Annotated in this window: 12 protein-coding genes, 1 tRNA gene and 1 other RNA gene; 11 read left to right on the top strand and 3 right to left on the bottom strand. The window is 28.1% G+C overall.

The window, feature by feature from the left end; translation table 11 throughout:
• Window positions 1–386 precede the first annotated feature (386 nt).
• Genes CMOL_RS03390 through CMOL_RS03365 form a run of 6 tightly spaced genes read left to right on the top strand, consistent with a single transcriptional unit; the run spans window position 387 to window position 3328 of the window.
• Window positions 387–722: a chaperone NapD gene (locus tag CMOL_RS03390; protein WP_200281641.1), complete on the top strand. Its 336-nt coding sequence runs from the start codon at window positions 387–389 to the stop codon at window positions 720–722.
• A gap of 11 nt (window positions 723–733) precedes the next feature.
• Window positions 734–919, top strand: a complete 186-nt coding sequence (locus tag CMOL_RS03385; protein WP_239820689.1) for a hypothetical protein — start codon at window positions 734–736, stop codon at window positions 917–919.
• 1 nt (window position 920) lies between these two features.
• Window positions 921–1499, top strand: coding sequence for a LysE family translocator (locus CMOL_RS03380; protein WP_275583349.1), 579 nt, complete (start codon window positions 921–923; stop codon window positions 1497–1499).
• Window positions 1500–1555: 56 nt separating this feature from the next.
• Complete coding sequence (locus tag CMOL_RS03375) at window positions 1556–1801, top strand: hypothetical protein (RefSeq protein WP_200281632.1); 246 nt, start codon at window positions 1556–1558, stop codon at window positions 1799–1801.
• Window positions 1798–2241, top strand: coding sequence for an effector protein CiaD (gene ciaD, locus CMOL_RS03370; RefSeq protein WP_239820687.1), 444 nt, complete (start codon window positions 1798–1800; stop codon window positions 2239–2241). The genes CMOL_RS03375 and ciaD overlap by 4 nt, the downstream gene beginning before the upstream one ends.
• A complete protein-coding gene (locus CMOL_RS03365) occupies window positions 2210–3328 on the top strand; it encodes a CCA tRNA nucleotidyltransferase (protein ID WP_200281626.1) in 1119 nt (372 codons plus the stop codon). Before ciaD ends, CMOL_RS03365 begins: the two co-directional genes overlap by 32 nt.
• A gap of 30 nt (window positions 3329–3358) precedes the next feature.
• On the opposite strand, the gene CMOL_RS03360 is transcribed toward CMOL_RS03365, so the two are convergent.
• A complete protein-coding gene (locus CMOL_RS03360) occupies window positions 3359–6868 on the bottom strand; it encodes an acyl-[ACP]--phospholipid O-acyltransferase (protein WP_239820686.1) in 3510 nt (1169 codons plus the stop codon).
• 226 nt (window positions 6869–7094) lie between these two features.
• Window positions 7095–7421, bottom strand: an RNA gene (rnpB, locus tag CMOL_RS03355) — RNase P RNA component class A.
• Between the two features lie 95 nt (window positions 7422–7516).
• Between rnpB and efp the strand changes: the two genes are divergently transcribed.
• From efp to CMOL_RS03335, 4 genes are all read left to right on the top strand, one after another.
• Window positions 7517–8086 (top strand): elongation factor P, encoded by a 570-nt coding sequence (gene efp, locus CMOL_RS03350; protein ID WP_239820685.1) that lies wholly within the window; start codon window positions 7517–7519, stop codon window positions 8084–8086.
• A 633-nt stretch (window positions 8087–8719) separates the two neighbouring features.
• Window positions 8720–9655, top strand: a complete 936-nt coding sequence (locus tag CMOL_RS03345; RefSeq protein WP_239820684.1) for an NAD(P)-binding domain-containing protein — start codon at window positions 8720–8722, stop codon at window positions 9653–9655.
• A gap of 186 nt (window positions 9656–9841) precedes the next feature.
• On the top strand, window positions 9842–11167 hold the full coding sequence (locus tag CMOL_RS03340) for an MATE family efflux transporter (protein ID WP_239820683.1): 1326 nt from the start codon (window positions 9842–9844) through the stop codon (window positions 11165–11167).
• Between the two features lie 59 nt (window positions 11168–11226).
• Window positions 11227–12597: a replicative DNA helicase gene (locus CMOL_RS03335; RefSeq protein ID WP_275583348.1), complete on the top strand. Its 1371-nt coding sequence runs from the start codon at window positions 11227–11229 to the stop codon at window positions 12595–12597.
• A gap of 281 nt (window positions 12598–12878) precedes the next feature.
• On the opposite strand, the gene CMOL_RS03330 is transcribed toward CMOL_RS03335, so the two are convergent.
• A tRNA-Leu gene (locus tag CMOL_RS03330) sits at window positions 12879–12965 on the bottom strand.
• Between the two features lie 175 nt (window positions 12966–13140).
• Here CMOL_RS03330 and flgL point away from each other — a divergent pair.
• Complete coding sequence (gene flgL, locus CMOL_RS03325; RefSeq protein WP_239820682.1) at window positions 13141–15396, top strand: flagellar hook-associated protein FlgL; 2256 nt, start codon at window positions 13141–13143, stop codon at window positions 15394–15396.
• Window positions 15397–15422: the final 26 nt, after the last annotated feature.

Raw genomic sequence — 15422 nt, 5'->3', positions numbered from 1 at the left:
TTTATGCTTTGTTTTATGAAATAAATTTTAAAAATTCATAAACAAAGCTTAAGATTTAGATGATTGCAAAGATAAAAATGCAATATGATATTAAAGATAAAAGCTTAAAAGAACTTTTATCTTTAATAAAAATAAAATTATTGTAACGATCTATAATAAAAAATAAACTGTGTAAAAGCATTTTTAATTAATGAAAGATTTTCTATGTTGAAATAAAATTGCGATGATAGAAACTTAAAAAATTAAGTAACATAAGCATATAAAATAAAAAAGAAGAGTATTTTTTATTTGTGAAAATAATAGTCTATAGTAGCTATAGGTTATTTTTACCATTAGGATTTAATTATTATGAATTTTGGTGATACGATAAATATTTAGGAGTATTAATGAATAATCTTTCTAGTGTTTTGATTATGGCAAAAGAAGAATATGTAGATGATTTAAAAAAGGCTATTGCTAAAATTCCTTTTTGCACGGTAGAGCTTTGTGAAAAGGAAAAGATTATAGTTGTTATTGAGAGTGAAAAATTGGAAGATGAATTAAATTCTTATAAAATGCTAGAGCAATTGCCGAATATAGTTAGTATTAATATGGTTTTTTCTTATCAGGATCTAGATGAAGATATGCAAAAAGCTATAGATAGTGGTGCAATAGAAACAATAGAAAAAAATGAAAAAGCTGAAAATATAAAATATTATGGTAGTATTTTTAATAAAATTTAAAAAGGCTAAAAATGATATTTTTAATTCCTTTATTGATCATCATAGGCGTTATTTTTGGAATAGATCATTTATATTTTAGTAATGAAAATAATAAAATTGAGTCTAAAAAGGAGGTTAAGCAAGAGATAAATTCTAGTTTGATAGATGAAAGAAGTAAATATATAGAAAAGCTTTTTAACTCTAAATCAAAACAATAAAATGGACTACTTATTATTTATCTTTACTTTTGCAAGCGTTTCTTTACTTCCGGGTTTATGTATGAATCTTGCTTTCTCTTTAAGTCTTTCTTTAGGTTATAAAAATGTTTTATGGATGATGTTTGGAGAATTATTTGGCTTGGCAATCATTGTTATTTGCTGTGCTTTTGGTTCAAATTTTATTTTTCAGCATCCTAATTTATTTAAAATTTTTAAAATATTTGGAGCTTTATATCTTTTTTGGATAGCTTTTAACTTGATTAAATCTCATGCTAAAATTTATGAGATAAAAATCACTAAAAAAGCTAAAATTTCTTTGGTTTTTCAAGGTTTTATTACTTCGATTACAAATCCAAAAACTTGGATTTTTATTTTATCAATCTTACCTTCATTTTTAAGATTTCATACTAGTGTATTATTTTTAACCAGTATGATTTTATTGATTGAATTTTGTTCGTTAAATTTGTATGCTTTAGGTGGAAGTTTTTTTAAAATTTTTATGAACAAACATTTAAGTAAATTAAATAAAATAAGTGCTCTATGTATTATTATTTTAGCAATTGGTATTATGCTTGATTAAAGGCTAGGTTAAATTGCTTTTTGCTAAAATAAATAAAAAATTACTAGGAAAGATTAATGAAAAATACTATCACTGAAGCATCTATTTATGAAGCACAAGGACTTAAAGAAGAAGCTTTAGAAATTTATAAAAATATTTTAAAAAAAGATCCTAGTAATCAAAATGCTATCGATGCTATTCGCAGACTTAGCGGTTTTAGATCTAAGCATAAAGATTTAAATGCTCAAATGCTTGATTTTTTTATTAATATGAAAAGTGATACTGAAATAAATGAATTTAAAAGATGGCTGGTAAAAATATGAATTTAGAAGATTTAGCAAAAAAAACAATCAGTGAAGTTAGTTCTATTATGGAAGAGCAAAGAAGACAAAGTGAAATTTTAAAACAACAAGAAGATATCATAAAAAGTAATGAAAAAAATGATGAACCGATTATAGAAGAGACTTCTAAAGATTTTCAAGATGAAATAACTGCAGTAAAAAAGCAAGAAATTGAAATTACGACGCAAAATACTGAAGAAAGCGAAAATTTGTCATATATCCTAGAAGAAAAATCTCATTTTGTCCCAGAGCCACAAAGCTTTAATGAAGAAATATTTTTTAGTAATCTTAGAGAGAGAATTTTGGTTCTTTTTGAGGGTTTAAATAGTGTGAAAAAAGAAGATTTGGAATCAAGGCTTAATCTTACAACCAATTTTTTAGAGTTTTTACTTGCAAATATCGAAGATAGACTTAAAAAATAATTTAGATTTAACTTTTATTGCAAATTTCTTAAAACCTTATACCCAAAGAGCTTATTTAGTAGGCGGTAGTGTTAGGGATATGCTTTTGGGTTTAGAAATTTTCGATTATGATATCGAAATTTATGATATAAATACAAAACAATTTGATTTTATTATGCAAAAACTAGGTGCAAAAGGTTTTGGTAAAAGTTTTTTTGTTTATAAATTTAAAAACTTTGATTTAGCGCTTGCTAGAGTAGAAAATAAAATATCTTATGGTCATAGAGGTTTTGAAGTTAAAATTTGCAATGATGAAAAACTAGGCGCAAGAAGGCGAGATTTTACCATCAATGCTTTGATGATTAATATTTTTAGCGGAGAATTTTTAGATTTTTATAATGGCTTACAAGATTTAAAAAATGGTATTTTAAGACATATTGATGAAAAAAGTTTTCAAGAAGATAGTTTAAGAATTTTAAGAGCTATTGTTTTTGCCTCAAGATTTAATTTTAAAATAGCTAGTGAAACTTTAAATGTAATGCAAAAGATGAATATTAAAGATCTTAGTAAAGATAGAATCAATGCAGAACTTTATAAATTTTTTAAAAGTTTTCAACTCAAAGTTGGATATAAATATTTGCAAAAGCTTCATTTAGAGAAAGAGATTTTCGGTTTTGAAAGTGATTTTAAAAGCTTAGAATTTCAAAATTTACTTGAAGAAAGTAGAAAATTTATAAAAGATGAAGCTTTGTTTTTATATCTATATCTAAATTTTTTTAAACTTAATAAAGAAACATTTTTTAAAAAAACTAAATTAAAAAAAGAATATTTAAAGAAAGTAAATCAATCTTTTTATCTAGATGAAATTGATGATTTTGAATTAGCAAAGATTGCTTTTGATATGCCTTTAAAAGAATGGCTTGGGCTTTGGAATGAAAAAAGGGTAGGCCAAGCTAAAAAACTTAAGCTTTATGAGGATAAATTTAAGAGCAAAATTTTAACACAAGATCTTATAAATAGCGGATTTAATGGAAAAAAATTAGGCAGAAAAATTCAAGAATTAAAAGAAGATAAACTGAGAGAATATATAAAAAATATCAAAAAATAAAGAAAATGATAAAAATGTTACCATTTTCTTTTAAATTAGACTTTTCGCTAATTCTTTAGCTCCTTTTAAATCCACTTTTCCAGAACCTAAAAGAGGAATTTTTTCTACTTTAAAATAGCGATTTGGTTTTAAAATAGCGGGCATATTAGAGTTTTTAATTGCTTCGCAAATTCCTTCAAAAAATTCATCATTACATTCAATAAGTAAAATAATTTGCTCTCCTTTTTTTTCATCCTCTAAAGCCACAGCGCAGAATTTAACTACATCAGTATTGATAAATTTGGCTATTTCTTCTTCTAACGTTCCAAGAGAAATCATTTCGCCACCAATTTTTGCAAAACGAGAGTAGCGATCAACAATATATAAGAAACCTTCTTCATCAAGATGCCCTTTATCACCTGTATTATACCATCTAATACCATCAATTTCTTTAATCACTTCATCTGTTTTTTCTTTGTTGTTTAAATATCCTACCATAACTTGATGACCACCTATGAGTATTAATCCATCTTCATTTGTTTTAAGATTTTCATAAGTATTTGGATCAACGATTCTAATTGCGGTTCCTGGTAAAGGCATGCCCACGCTTCCTTCTTTGTTTGCGCGGTGTATAATCCAATAATTCGCATCAAAGCGATTTGGTAGATTTACGCTTGCTACAGGAGTGGTTTCAGTAGCTCCATATCCTTCAAAAATAGTCTTTTTAAATTTCATCTCAAAAGCGTTTCTAACTTCATTTTTGAGTTTTTCAGCTCCTGAAACTACAATTCTTAAACTTTCAAACATTAAAGCATCTAATTTTTTATTTCTTGCATAAATTCCTAAAAATGTAGATGTTCCACACATTATAGTTACATTGTTTTTAGCTATGGCTTTGGCTACACCTAAAGCATCAGTTGGATCTGCAAAAGTGATGCTTTTAATCCCTTCAAGTAGTGGTAAAAAAGTAGTAACTGTTAATCCAAAAGCATGAAAAGGTGGTAAAGATGAGAGCATAACATCACTATTTTTTGTGCATAAAACATCAGAAATCTGGGCAATATTGCTTAAAATATTTCTATTGTTAAGCATTATGCCTTTTGGTGCACCTTCGCTGCCGCTACTAAAAAGTATAGCTGCTATGGCAAGATTGTTTTTAGAAGGGGTAAATATAACTTTTAAAATACAAGATGGTAAAATACTTACCATTAACATTGTTCTTATAATTTTAGCCTTTTGTTTTTTAAAATTATCTATAATATCTTCGATATAAATTAAATGAATATTTTTATCAAATTCTAATTTTAAGCCTTTGCTTTCTAATTTTTCTAAGAATTTTTTTGAAGTATAAATTTGAGAAATTTGTGCATTTTCTATAGCAGCTTTTAAAGCTTTTTCTCCAGCTGTAAAATTAAGATTGACAACAACTTTTTGAGCAATCAGTACTGAAAGATTAAGCAAAGAACTTGCAAAGGATGCTGGAAGTAAAATACCTACACATTCTTCTTTAGGGGCATAACTTCCTCTTTGAGTATGGATATTTAATTTTTGAGTATTTTCTTTAATAAAAGTACTTAAAATCAAACTAAGACTAAGCATTTTTCTATAAGTAATTGCACCTGCTATAGTATCTATTATAGCTATATTATTAAGATTTCTTTTAGCATTATCAATCCATGCCCTAGCAATAGTATGCATAGCCTCACATTGAGATTTCCAAGCCATAAAAGAAAGCTCAAAAACTCTAGCCTTAACTTCATCTTTTTTAGAATGCAATGGCATCGCTTTGCCAAAAGCTATAGCTATATTTCTTTTGCTTAAGGTTTTATTTCTGATGGAAAATTCTTCGTCACTTCTAGAAAAAGAACTTCCCCAAAGTCCTCTAATATAAAAAGGTAGGATAATTCCATCATTTTCTTCTAAATTGGAACAAACATGTTCAAATCCAGCTTTAAATTCATTTAATTGTCCATGTCTAGATAACACACCTTCTGGAAATAAACAAACAAGATTGCCATTTTTGATATATTCTGCAATAAGCTCTAAGCTAGCTTTACTTCCTCCGCTTGAAACAGGAATTACGCCAAATTTATCTAAAAAGAATTTAATATACCACTTAGAATAAATACTTCTTTCCATTACAAAATAAATTTTTCTTGGTATAGCCATTTGAACAATGGCCCAATCTATAAAAGAAATATGATTGCCTAAAAGCAATGCTCCGCCTTTTTCTGGGATATTTTCAAATCCTTCTACAAGCAAACGATATCTTCCTAAGAATGCGATATTTAAAAGAATTCTTATTAGAGAAAATGGAAGCTTGTATATAACATAAAATGCACTCAATAATGCTATAAATATAATAAAATAAAAAAGATAAACAACATCAAGTTTTAAATTTGCAAACAAGGTAGCCAAAATAAGAAAAGCTAACATAGTTATATTTTGTATAAAATTGTTTCCAGCTAAAATTTTTCCAAGTTCATTTTCTTTAGCGTGAAATTGAATGAGCGAATTTAAAGGTATGATAAACATTGCTCCACAAAAACCAAATAAAAAGAATAAAAAACTATAGGTGATCAAACTTGTAAAATACGGGATACATAAAGTGATAATAAAAACTCCTATCGCTCCTAAAGGAATCAGTCCTAATTCTATATAATTTTTAGAAAATTTACCTGCCATTAAAGACCCTAAAATCACACCTATGCCAGAAAAACCTAAAGAAATTTGCACAAAAAAAGTATTTTTAATTAAAAGTTCATTTTTACTAAAAACAGGGAAGGTTACAAGATAAAGTTGAGAAATAGCCCAAAATATAGAAATTCCAACGATACATAGCCAAATAATTTTATTTTTAAAAATAAGCTTTAAATTTTTAATTAGTAATTGAGCACTAAAGTATTCTTTTTTATTGAATTTTAATTCTTTATTTTCAGTTTTTAATTCTGGCAAGCGACAAGTTAAATAAAATTCTAGCAGTGAAAAAAATATAAGTACAAACCCCAAAGGAGCTACTTGTTCTAAAACTTCTGAAGGATTAGTGCTATTTGTGTGATATAGATTTTCAAAACTAAGTGAAAATACAGCCATTCCGGCTAAAATTGCAACTATGCTAACAGCATTAACCGCACCATTTCCCATAGCAAGAAAATCTTTTCCTACTAGCTCTTTTATGAAGCCATATTTACTAGGAGAGTAAAGCGCCGCTTGAATTCCTAAAATAAAAGTAAAAACAAAGGCTGTCCAAAAGGCTCCATTATAATAACAAGCACAAATGATAATAGCTAAAATCACATTAAAGCTGGCCGAAATTTTCATAATCCAGTTTTTAGGATATTTATCTGCTAAAAATCCTGAAGGAGAAAGCATTAAAATAAAAGGTAGTAGTATAAGCGCATTGACGATGGCTGTTAATAAAAGTTGAGTGTCTTCTTCATAAATTTTATAGATAGTGTTTTGAATTATAATTTTGTGTCCTAAATCAATAAAAGCATTAATAAAAGCTACAAATAAAAAAGGTAAAATACCATTAATTTTTAAAAAAGATTTTTTTTGCATTTTAATCCTTAAATTATTTTTTATATATTTTAACATAGTTTTTTTTAACGCCATGGGGAATTAATTTTATAAATTATGTTGATATAAGTCTTTAAAAGTTTTATTTGAAGAATTAAACAATATATAAGGTTTTATGCTAATTTTAGATTATCTTGAAATATTTTAAAGAAAGTTAAATAAATCTATTTTTACTAAGAAGATAGAAATTAACCTATATTGTATTTATGAGTGAAGCATAGCGATAAGCCGAGTTCTGTCTAGAATGCTCATTTATCTAGTTTTGTTTTTGCAAACAAAATCAAGCGAAGGGTTAAAATAAAGACTAAAACCATCCCTTCTTGCTGCACATTGGGTTTACATAGCCGAAATTGTTGCCAAAATCGCTGGTGAGCTCTTACCTCACCGTTTCACCTTTTCCATAAAAAATTTATGGTAGTTTTCTTTCTGTTGCACTATCCCTTAGGTTTCCCTAGCCATCCGTTAGATGGAATGTTTGTCTTTTGCAGCTCGGACTTTCCTCTTCTTGAATAGAAGCGAGCATTTGCTATGCTTTGCATTTAAATTTTAACGCAAAAATACTTAAATTTAATTGCGATATCAAATATTTTTTGCTAAAATTATGCTTTATTTTAATATAAAAGGAATGTTATGGCATCTTACTCGATGGGTGATTTAAAAAAGGGATTAAAAATAGAAATTGATGGAATTCCTTTTAAAATAGTAGAATATCAACACGTAAAACCAGGAAAAGGCCCTGCTTTTGTTCGTATTAAAATTAAATCTTTTATTGATGGAAAAGTTCTTGAAAAAACTTTTCATGCTGGGGATAAATGTGAAGCTCCAAATCTAGAAGATAAAACTATGCAATATCTTTATGATGATGGAGAAAATTGTCAATTTATGGATACAGAAACTTACGAGCAAGTAGCTATAAGCGATGAGGATGTAGGCGAAGCTAAAAAATGGATGCTTGATGGTATGATGGTGGATGTTCTTTTTCATAATGGTAAAGCTATCGGAGTGGAAGTTCCTCAGGTTGTTGAACTTAAAATCATAGAAACTGCTCCTAACTTTAAAGGAGATACTCAAGGATCAAATAAAAAACCTGCTACACTTGAAACAGGAGCTGTGGTGCAAATTCCTTTTCATGTTTTAGAAGGCGAAGTAATTCGTGTGGATACAGTTCGTGGAGAATATATAGAAAAAGCAAATAAATAACGAACTTAATTAAGGTGTCAATGACACCTTAAAACCTAAAATTTAACTTTCCTTATTATTTTCTTGATTTTATATTCAAGAAAATATAAATTGTTTATTACTTCTTTTTATTTTTTTAATTATTAGGTTTAGATGATAAAAATCAAATCTTTTGTTTAAAAATTTTTGATAATAAATATTGTTATGCAGCCATTTAATTGATTTAAAATATCAAGGTTTTTAAAAATTAAAAAGTTTAAATTTTTAGACAAAATGATATTAATGATATAAAAAAGATAATCTTATTGTTTAACTGTATTAATTTCGGTTAAAACTTAAAAAATTGAAATAATTATATTTAAAAGTTAGCGGTCTAAGAAATCAAAAACCATATGTCTTAAAGTTGCTTTTAATGTTTAAATTTTTATTATAAAAGAATTAAAAGATAATTTTAATAAGGGATATAAGTTATGCGAAATTTATCAATTTAAAAAAACTAAAATAATATTAATTAAAATATTTTATTTGTGAAAATTTTCAACAAAAAGATGAAATATTTTTATATAATGATGATTTTTATTGTATTTTTATTCTTTTATTTAAGAAAAATTGATACATTAATATCAAAAAAATAAAAATTAAAAGGTAAAAAAGATGAAAAAAATAGATTTAATTGTTATTGGTGCTGGGCCAACAGGTATAGCATGCGCAGTTGAAGCAAAATTAAAAAATAAAGAAGTTTTAATTTTGGAAAAAACAAATAATATTTGCCAAACTTTAATGCAATTTTACAAAGAAGGAAAAAGAGTAGATAAAGTTTATAAAGGATGTGAAGGCGTAAATTATGGTAATATTCCTTTTGAAGATGGTACAAAAGAAAGTACTATAGAATTATTTGAAAATATTTTAAAACAATACAATATAGAAGTCGCATTTGGTTCAGAAGTTGAAAGTGTAAAAAATGAAAACAATCTTTTTTTGGTAAGTACAGCCAAAGAAACTTATGAATGTAAAAATATCATTGTAGCGATTGGTAGAATGGGCAAACCAAATAAACCTGATTATAAACTCCCTATGACTTTAACCAAGATTATTAATTTTAATGCAAATTCAGTTTTAGGGAATGAAAAAATTCTTGTTGTAGGTGGAGGAAATTCTGCTGCTGAATATGCCATAGATTTAGCAAAAGCAAACGATGTAAGTCTTTGCTATCGTAAAAAAGAATTTACAAGATTAAATGATATCAATCTTAAGGATATAATTGAAGCTGGAAATAATGGAAAGGTAAATTTAAAGCTTGGTGTCGATATTGATTCTGTTGAAGATGAAAATGGTAAAGCAAAAGTTAATTTCAATAACTCAACAAGTGAAACTTACGATAGAATAATTTATGCTATCGGTGGTTCAACTCCAGTAGATTTTTTACAAAAATGTGGTATTAAGGTAGATGATAAAGGTGTCCCTTTAATGGATGAAAATAAAGAAAGCAATGTTAAAGGAATATTTGTAGCAGGAGATATTGCAACAAAAAATGGAGCAAGTATTATTACAGGACTCAATGATGCTGCAAAAATTCTTTCTATTTTATAAAAATTTAGCTCTTAAGGGCTAAATTTTTTAAGGAAATTTTTTAGAAATTACTATGCAAAATAAAATCAAAATTAATAAACTTACGACTAAAATTTTTTATTTAAATTCTTACATATTGGGAGTTTTGGCGTTTTATTAGTATTCTTAAGGATTATTTTTTATTAAAATATTTTTTAAGGATAAATAATGTCAAATATTTTTAGTACTTTAAACCCTTTAAAACTTTTTATAAAATGTGCCTTGCCTAATATGATTAGCATGGCTTTTATTTCACTTTATTATATTATTGATGGAATTTTTGTAGGTAGATATTTAGGTGGCGATGCTTTGGCAGCTTTGGCTTTAATCATGCCTTTTATTATGATGTCTTTTGCATTATCTGATACTATTGCAATAGGATCTTCGGTACAAATTTCAATGAAATTGGGACTTGGTAAGAAAAAATTAGCTGGAAAAATTTTTAGCTCTAGCTTGATAATTATTTTTTTATTTTCTTGCTTGGTCGGTATTTTAGAATATATTTTAGCGCCAATTTTGATCGATTTTTTAAATGTTAGCCTAGAGATTAAAACTATGGCAAAAGAGTGTATGATAGTTTTTGCTTTATTTGCACCTCTTACTATGCTTTCTTTTGCCTTGGATAATTATTTAAGAATTTGTGGCAAAACCACTTATAGTATGATTATTAATATTATCATTGCTTTGAGTAATATTTTATTTGATTATTTTTTTATAGTTATTTTAGACTGGGGATTGTTTTCAGCTGCTCTTGCAACTTGTTTAGGTTTGACTCTGGGCGGAATTTTTGGAATTTTTCCTTTTTTGTTTCAAAATTTAGAGCTTAGATTTTCTTTTCCTTATATCAATTTTAAAATTTTTAAAAATATTCTTTACAATGGTAGTAGTGAATTTTTTAACAATGTTTCAGGATCTCTTTATGGTGTTTTTGCAAATTTTGTTTTGCTTAAAATAGCAGATGTTAAGGCTGTGGCTGGATTTTCTATTATAGTTTATATTGATACTTTTATTATGATGCTTATTATCGCTATGGCAGATGCCATGCAGCCAGCCTTAAGCTATAATTACGCCAAAAAAGACTTTTACCGTATTAAATCTTTTTTAAAAATTATGTTTTTCTCTGGATTTATTTTTTCAATTTTTGTTTTATTTTTTATCTATATATCAGGTGAAAATTTAATAGAATTTTTTATGAAAGATCATGATCAAGATTTTTTAAATTTTGTTTATTTAGCCTTGACTCTTTTTTCTTTAAATTATATTTTTGCTTGGTTTAATGTATTGAGCAATTCTTTTTTAACAGCTTTTAACAAACCTAGTTTTTCTTTGATTTTAAGCTTGAGTCAAAATTTATTTGTTCCTTTATTTTTCCTTTTTCTTTTATCTTATTCTATGGGTTTAAAAGGAGTTTGGCTTACTCCTTTATTTGCGGAATTTTGTGTGGTGATTTTGGCCGTTGTTTTATTGAAAAAAAGTTTCAATATATCAAAATAAATTCGGTTTTTAAGCTCTTTTTGCTAGAATTTTAAAAAAGAATTTTATAAGGAAAAAAATTGCAAGAACATTTTGATTTGGATCTAGAGCGTGCGATTTTAAGTAGTTGTATTATGAGTGAAGACGCTTATTCAAGCATAGCAGGAGATATTGAACCTAAAGATTTCAGCCTTAAAGCTCATCAAGATATTTTTAAGGCTATCATCTCTTGTGCAAATTCTGGAGAACCTATATCTATAAGTTTTTTAAAAAAACATAAAAAATTAGATGAGCAAATTTTAAATGAAGTCATTGCTACGCCTTCAATGATTGATTTAGCCGCTTATGTTAATGAACTCCGCGAAAAATCGATCAAAAGGCAGCTTTTAAGTTTTGCACATCTTCTGCCAACTCGCATCAATGAAAATCGCGCCGTAAGTGAAATTTCAGACGAGATAAGCAAAGAAATTTTTAATTTAACCAATCGCATCAATACAAACGATATTAAGGGCATAGAACTCGTTTTAGAAGAGCTTATAGAGGAATTTAAAAAGCAAAAAACTCTTGAAAATAAAACCGTTATAGGTTTAGATACTGGTTTTGAAGATCTAAATCACATGACTAAAGGTTTTAAAGATGGTGAACTTATCATCATTGCTGCACGTCCTGGTATGGGAAAAACAACCCTATGTTTAAATTTTATCGATCAAGTTTTAAAGCAAGATCAAGGCGTGGTTATGTTTTCTTTGGAGATGCCTGCAACTCAAATCATGCAAAGACTTTTATCAGCAAAAACTTCAATTCCTTTGCAAAAAATTCTTACCGCCGATCTTAATGATGATGAGTGGGAAAGAATAGGAGATGCTTGCAATTTGTATTCTAAAAAAAAGCTTTTTATATATGATAGTGGCTATGCTACGATAACAGATGTTAGGGCTATTTTAAGACGTCTAAAAGCACAAGAGGAAAGCATAAAACTTTGTGTGATTGATTATATCGGACTTATGATGAGTAATTCAAATTTTAATGATAGACATTTACAGGTAAGCGAAATTTCAAGAGGGCTTAAGCTTTTAGCTAGAGAATTAAATATGCCTATCATTGCACTTTCTCAATTAAACCGTTCTTTAGAGCAACGTGCCAATAAGCGTCCGATGATGAGTGATTTACGCGAGAGTGGAGCGATAGAACAAGATGCGGATACAATTTTATTTGTATATAGAGATGAAGTTTATCGAGAACAAGAAGAAAAAGAGAGAGAAAATAAAGCTAAAGCAGAAGGTAAAGAATATAAAAGCACTTTTATACGCAATCCTATGCAGGAAAATGCTGAAATTTTAATCGGTAAAAATAGAAATGGTCCAGTTGGAACCATCGAAGTTTTATTTTTAAAAGAAAAATCATGTTTTGTAGATAAACCTAAATTTGAAAGTACGGAATTTCAAGGATAGCTTTAAATTTATAGCTTTTTTAAAGCTTAAATTATAGATAAATGAACTGTATAAATAAGCTACTATAAGTAAAAAGAGATGAAATAGGTAAAAAAGAATTTTAATTCTAATTATTTTTATAGTATTTTTTATGACAAAAGGCAATGTTGTTTATATAATATCAACTAGAAAAGTGATTTTAAAAGATAAAACCATATAAAGAGTAATTAAAAAACAAAATTTTTCAATTGTCAAAAGCATTAAATTTATCGAAGTTTGATTGAGGATATTGTTTTAAGAGATGGTGCCCGAGGTCGGACTCGAACCGACACAAGGTTGCCCTTACCAGATTTTGAGTCTGGCGCGTCTACCAGTTTCACCACTCGGGCTTGACTAAAATCATAATTATATTTTTTTTTAGCTAAAAAACAATTTAAAATAAAGGTTTTAATGAAAAAATATTTTAAAAATATACAAAATTTCATTTTTTGGAACACTTATTGCTTATAAAGTTGTAGCAATATTGAGAAAAGATTCTAGTTTATTAATTTTTTAAGGAAAAAAATGAGAATTACAAATAAGTTAAATTTTACCAATTCTGTTAGCACTTCAATGGGTGGGCAAAGTGCCCTATATAAGATCTCTCAACAACTTGCTTCAGGATTAAAAATTCAAAATTCTTACGAAGATGCAAGCACCTATATAGACAATACTCGTTTAGAATATGAATTAAAAACACTAGAGCAGGTTAAACAGGCAACGAGTTCTGCTAAAGAATTAACCGAAAATAGCATGAAAGCTTTGCAAGATATGGTTAAACTTTTAGAAGATTTTAAAGTTAAAGTTACCCAAGCGGCTAGTGATAGTAATTCTCAAACCTCAAGAGAAGCCATAGCAAAGGAATTACAACGCATTAAAGAAAGCATCTTGCAGCTTGCAAATACTAGCGTCAATGGTCAATATCTTTTCGCTGGATCTCAAGTTGCAAATAAACCTTTTGATTCTAATGGTAATTATTATGGAGATAAAAATAATATCAATGTAGTAACTGGATCAGGAACTGAAAGTCCTTATAATATCCCTGGATGGGATCTCTTTTTCAAGGCCGATGGGGATTATAAAAAGCAAATTACTACTAATATTAGCTTTAAGGATAATCGCTACACCGAGGAAAACAAAGACAAACAAGAGTATTTAAACGGAGATTCTGCTTGGAAACAGCTTATCGGGCAAAATTATGTAAAAGATAATGGATTAGATCCATACGATGATTTTGAAGATAAAGAAAAAAAGCTTAATTTTCCACCTTCAACACTTTATGTTCAAGGAACTAAGCCAGATGGCACAAGCTTTAAAAGTGCAGTTTTGGTAAAACCAGATGATAAAATAGAAGATGTATTAGAGCAAATTGGTGCACTTTATGGCAACACTCCTAACAATAAAGTTGTAGAAGTAAGCATAAATAATAGCGGTCAAATTCAAATTACAGATTTAAAACAAGGCAATAATAAATTAGACTTTCATGCCGTAGCCTATACTCCACAAATGGATAAAACTGAAGATTTTAAAGGTATGCTAAAATTTGCCGAAGAAAATGATCTTAAAATGGAAGATATTACCAACGAAGTTATGAAAGCTGCGATACAAAATGGTGATATTACTAATCCAACCAGCCCAGTTGAAATTGAATTAACAGGAAAAAATGGAGTTAAACAAAAATTTAACTTTAGTCTAGCTCAAACTGATTTTATCAAAAGCAATATGACTGATTCAGCCGGTAAGCCAGCTAATGGTGCAGATTATGATAATGTTTATTTTGAAAAAGATGGAAATACTGTTTATGGTAATGTTTCTCAAGTGATTAAAGGAAGCAATGCCTATGCAACAGATTCAACCAAGCTTAGCGAAGTCATGGCAGGAGATAGTTTAAATGGTACCACTTTAAATTTAAAAGTTAATTCCAAGGGTGGAAATACTTATGATGTGACTATAGATTTAGGAAATTCAACTGTAAGTTTTAAAGATCCTAAAAATCCTGATCAAACTATAAGTTTTCCTATCATGCATACTGATCCTACGACAGGAAATAGCGGGGTGGTAACTCCTTCAAATGAAATAACTTATGGGCAAATTAATAATATCATCGGTATGTTTGCTTCTGATAAAGTGCCTACTCAAAATATCACAGTTACAAATAACAAAATTGATGCCACAGGTTATGATAATATCCAGCAGCTTATAAAAGACTCTCAAGCAACAGTCGATGTTAGTATGGATTATAAAGGACGTATTAGTGTTACAGATAAACTTTCTTCAGGAACCAATATAGGAATTTCTTTGAGCGATTCTCAAAGTGGTCATTTTCCTCAACCTCCTTATACTGAAACCGCACAAATCCAAAGTGGTCCAAATTTTAGTTTTAGTGCTAATAATGCTTTAACTATAGATGAGCCAAATGTCGATCTTATAAAAGATCTTGATACTATGATCGATGCAGTTTTAAGTGGAAACATGAGAGCAGATGGAAATTCAGCTGATCCAAGAAATACGGGAATGCAAGGTGCTTTAGAAAGGCTTGATCATTTGGCTGATCATGTAAGCAAACTCAATACAACTATGGGAGCTTATCATAATATCATAGATGGAGTAAATACCCGAGTGAGTTTTTTAAGTGTAAATGTGCAAAGTATCAAATCAAATGTAATTGATGTTGATTATGGTGAAGCTATGATGAATTTAATGCAAACTCAACTTGCATATCAAGCTTCGCTTAAAGCAAGTACTACTATATCTCAACTTAGTTTATTAAACTATATGTAAAATTATGCTATAATGGCTTCTTTAAA

Source organism: Campylobacter sp. RM10537, from assembly GCF_022369435.1.
Classification (GTDB): domain Bacteria; phylum Campylobacterota; class Campylobacteria; order Campylobacterales; family Campylobacteraceae; genus Campylobacter_D; species Campylobacter_D molothri.
The sequence above is the reverse complement of the archived record's forward strand: the minus strand, read 5'-3'. Positions and strand labels throughout refer to the sequence as shown.

Excerpts from the sequence above, each read along its gene's own strand:
- CMOL_RS03380 (WP_275583349.1), top strand. The coding sequence starts at position 921 with ATGGACTACTTATTATTTATCTTTACTTTTGCAAGCGTTTCTTTACTT.
- CMOL_RS03345 (WP_239820684.1), top strand. The coding sequence starts at position 8,720 with ATGAAAAAAATAGATTTAATTGTTATTGGTGCTGGGCCAACAGGTATA.
- ciaD (WP_239820687.1), top strand. The coding sequence starts at position 1,798 with ATGAATTTAGAAGATTTAGCAAAAAAAACAATCAGTGAAGTTAGTTCT.
- efp (WP_239820685.1), top strand. The coding sequence starts at position 7,517 with ATGGCATCTTACTCGATGGGTGATTTAAAAAAGGGATTAAAAATAGAA.
- CMOL_RS03340 (WP_239820683.1), top strand. The coding sequence starts at position 9,842 with ATGTCAAATATTTTTAGTACTTTAAACCCTTTAAAACTTTTTATAAAA.
- flgL (WP_239820682.1), top strand. The coding sequence starts at position 13,141 with ATGAGAATTACAAATAAGTTAAATTTTACCAATTCTGTTAGCACTTCA.
- CMOL_RS03385 (WP_239820689.1), top strand. The coding sequence starts at position 734 with ATGATATTTTTAATTCCTTTATTGATCATCATAGGCGTTATTTTTGGA.
- CMOL_RS03360 (WP_239820686.1), bottom strand. The coding sequence starts at position 6,868 with ATGCAAAAAAAATCTTTTTTAAAAATTAATGGTATTTTACCTTTTTTA.
- CMOL_RS03375 (WP_200281632.1), top strand. The coding sequence starts at position 1,556 with ATGAAAAATACTATCACTGAAGCATCTATTTATGAAGCACAAGGACTT.
- CMOL_RS03390 (WP_200281641.1), top strand. The coding sequence starts at position 387 with ATGAATAATCTTTCTAGTGTTTTGATTATGGCAAAAGAAGAATATGTA.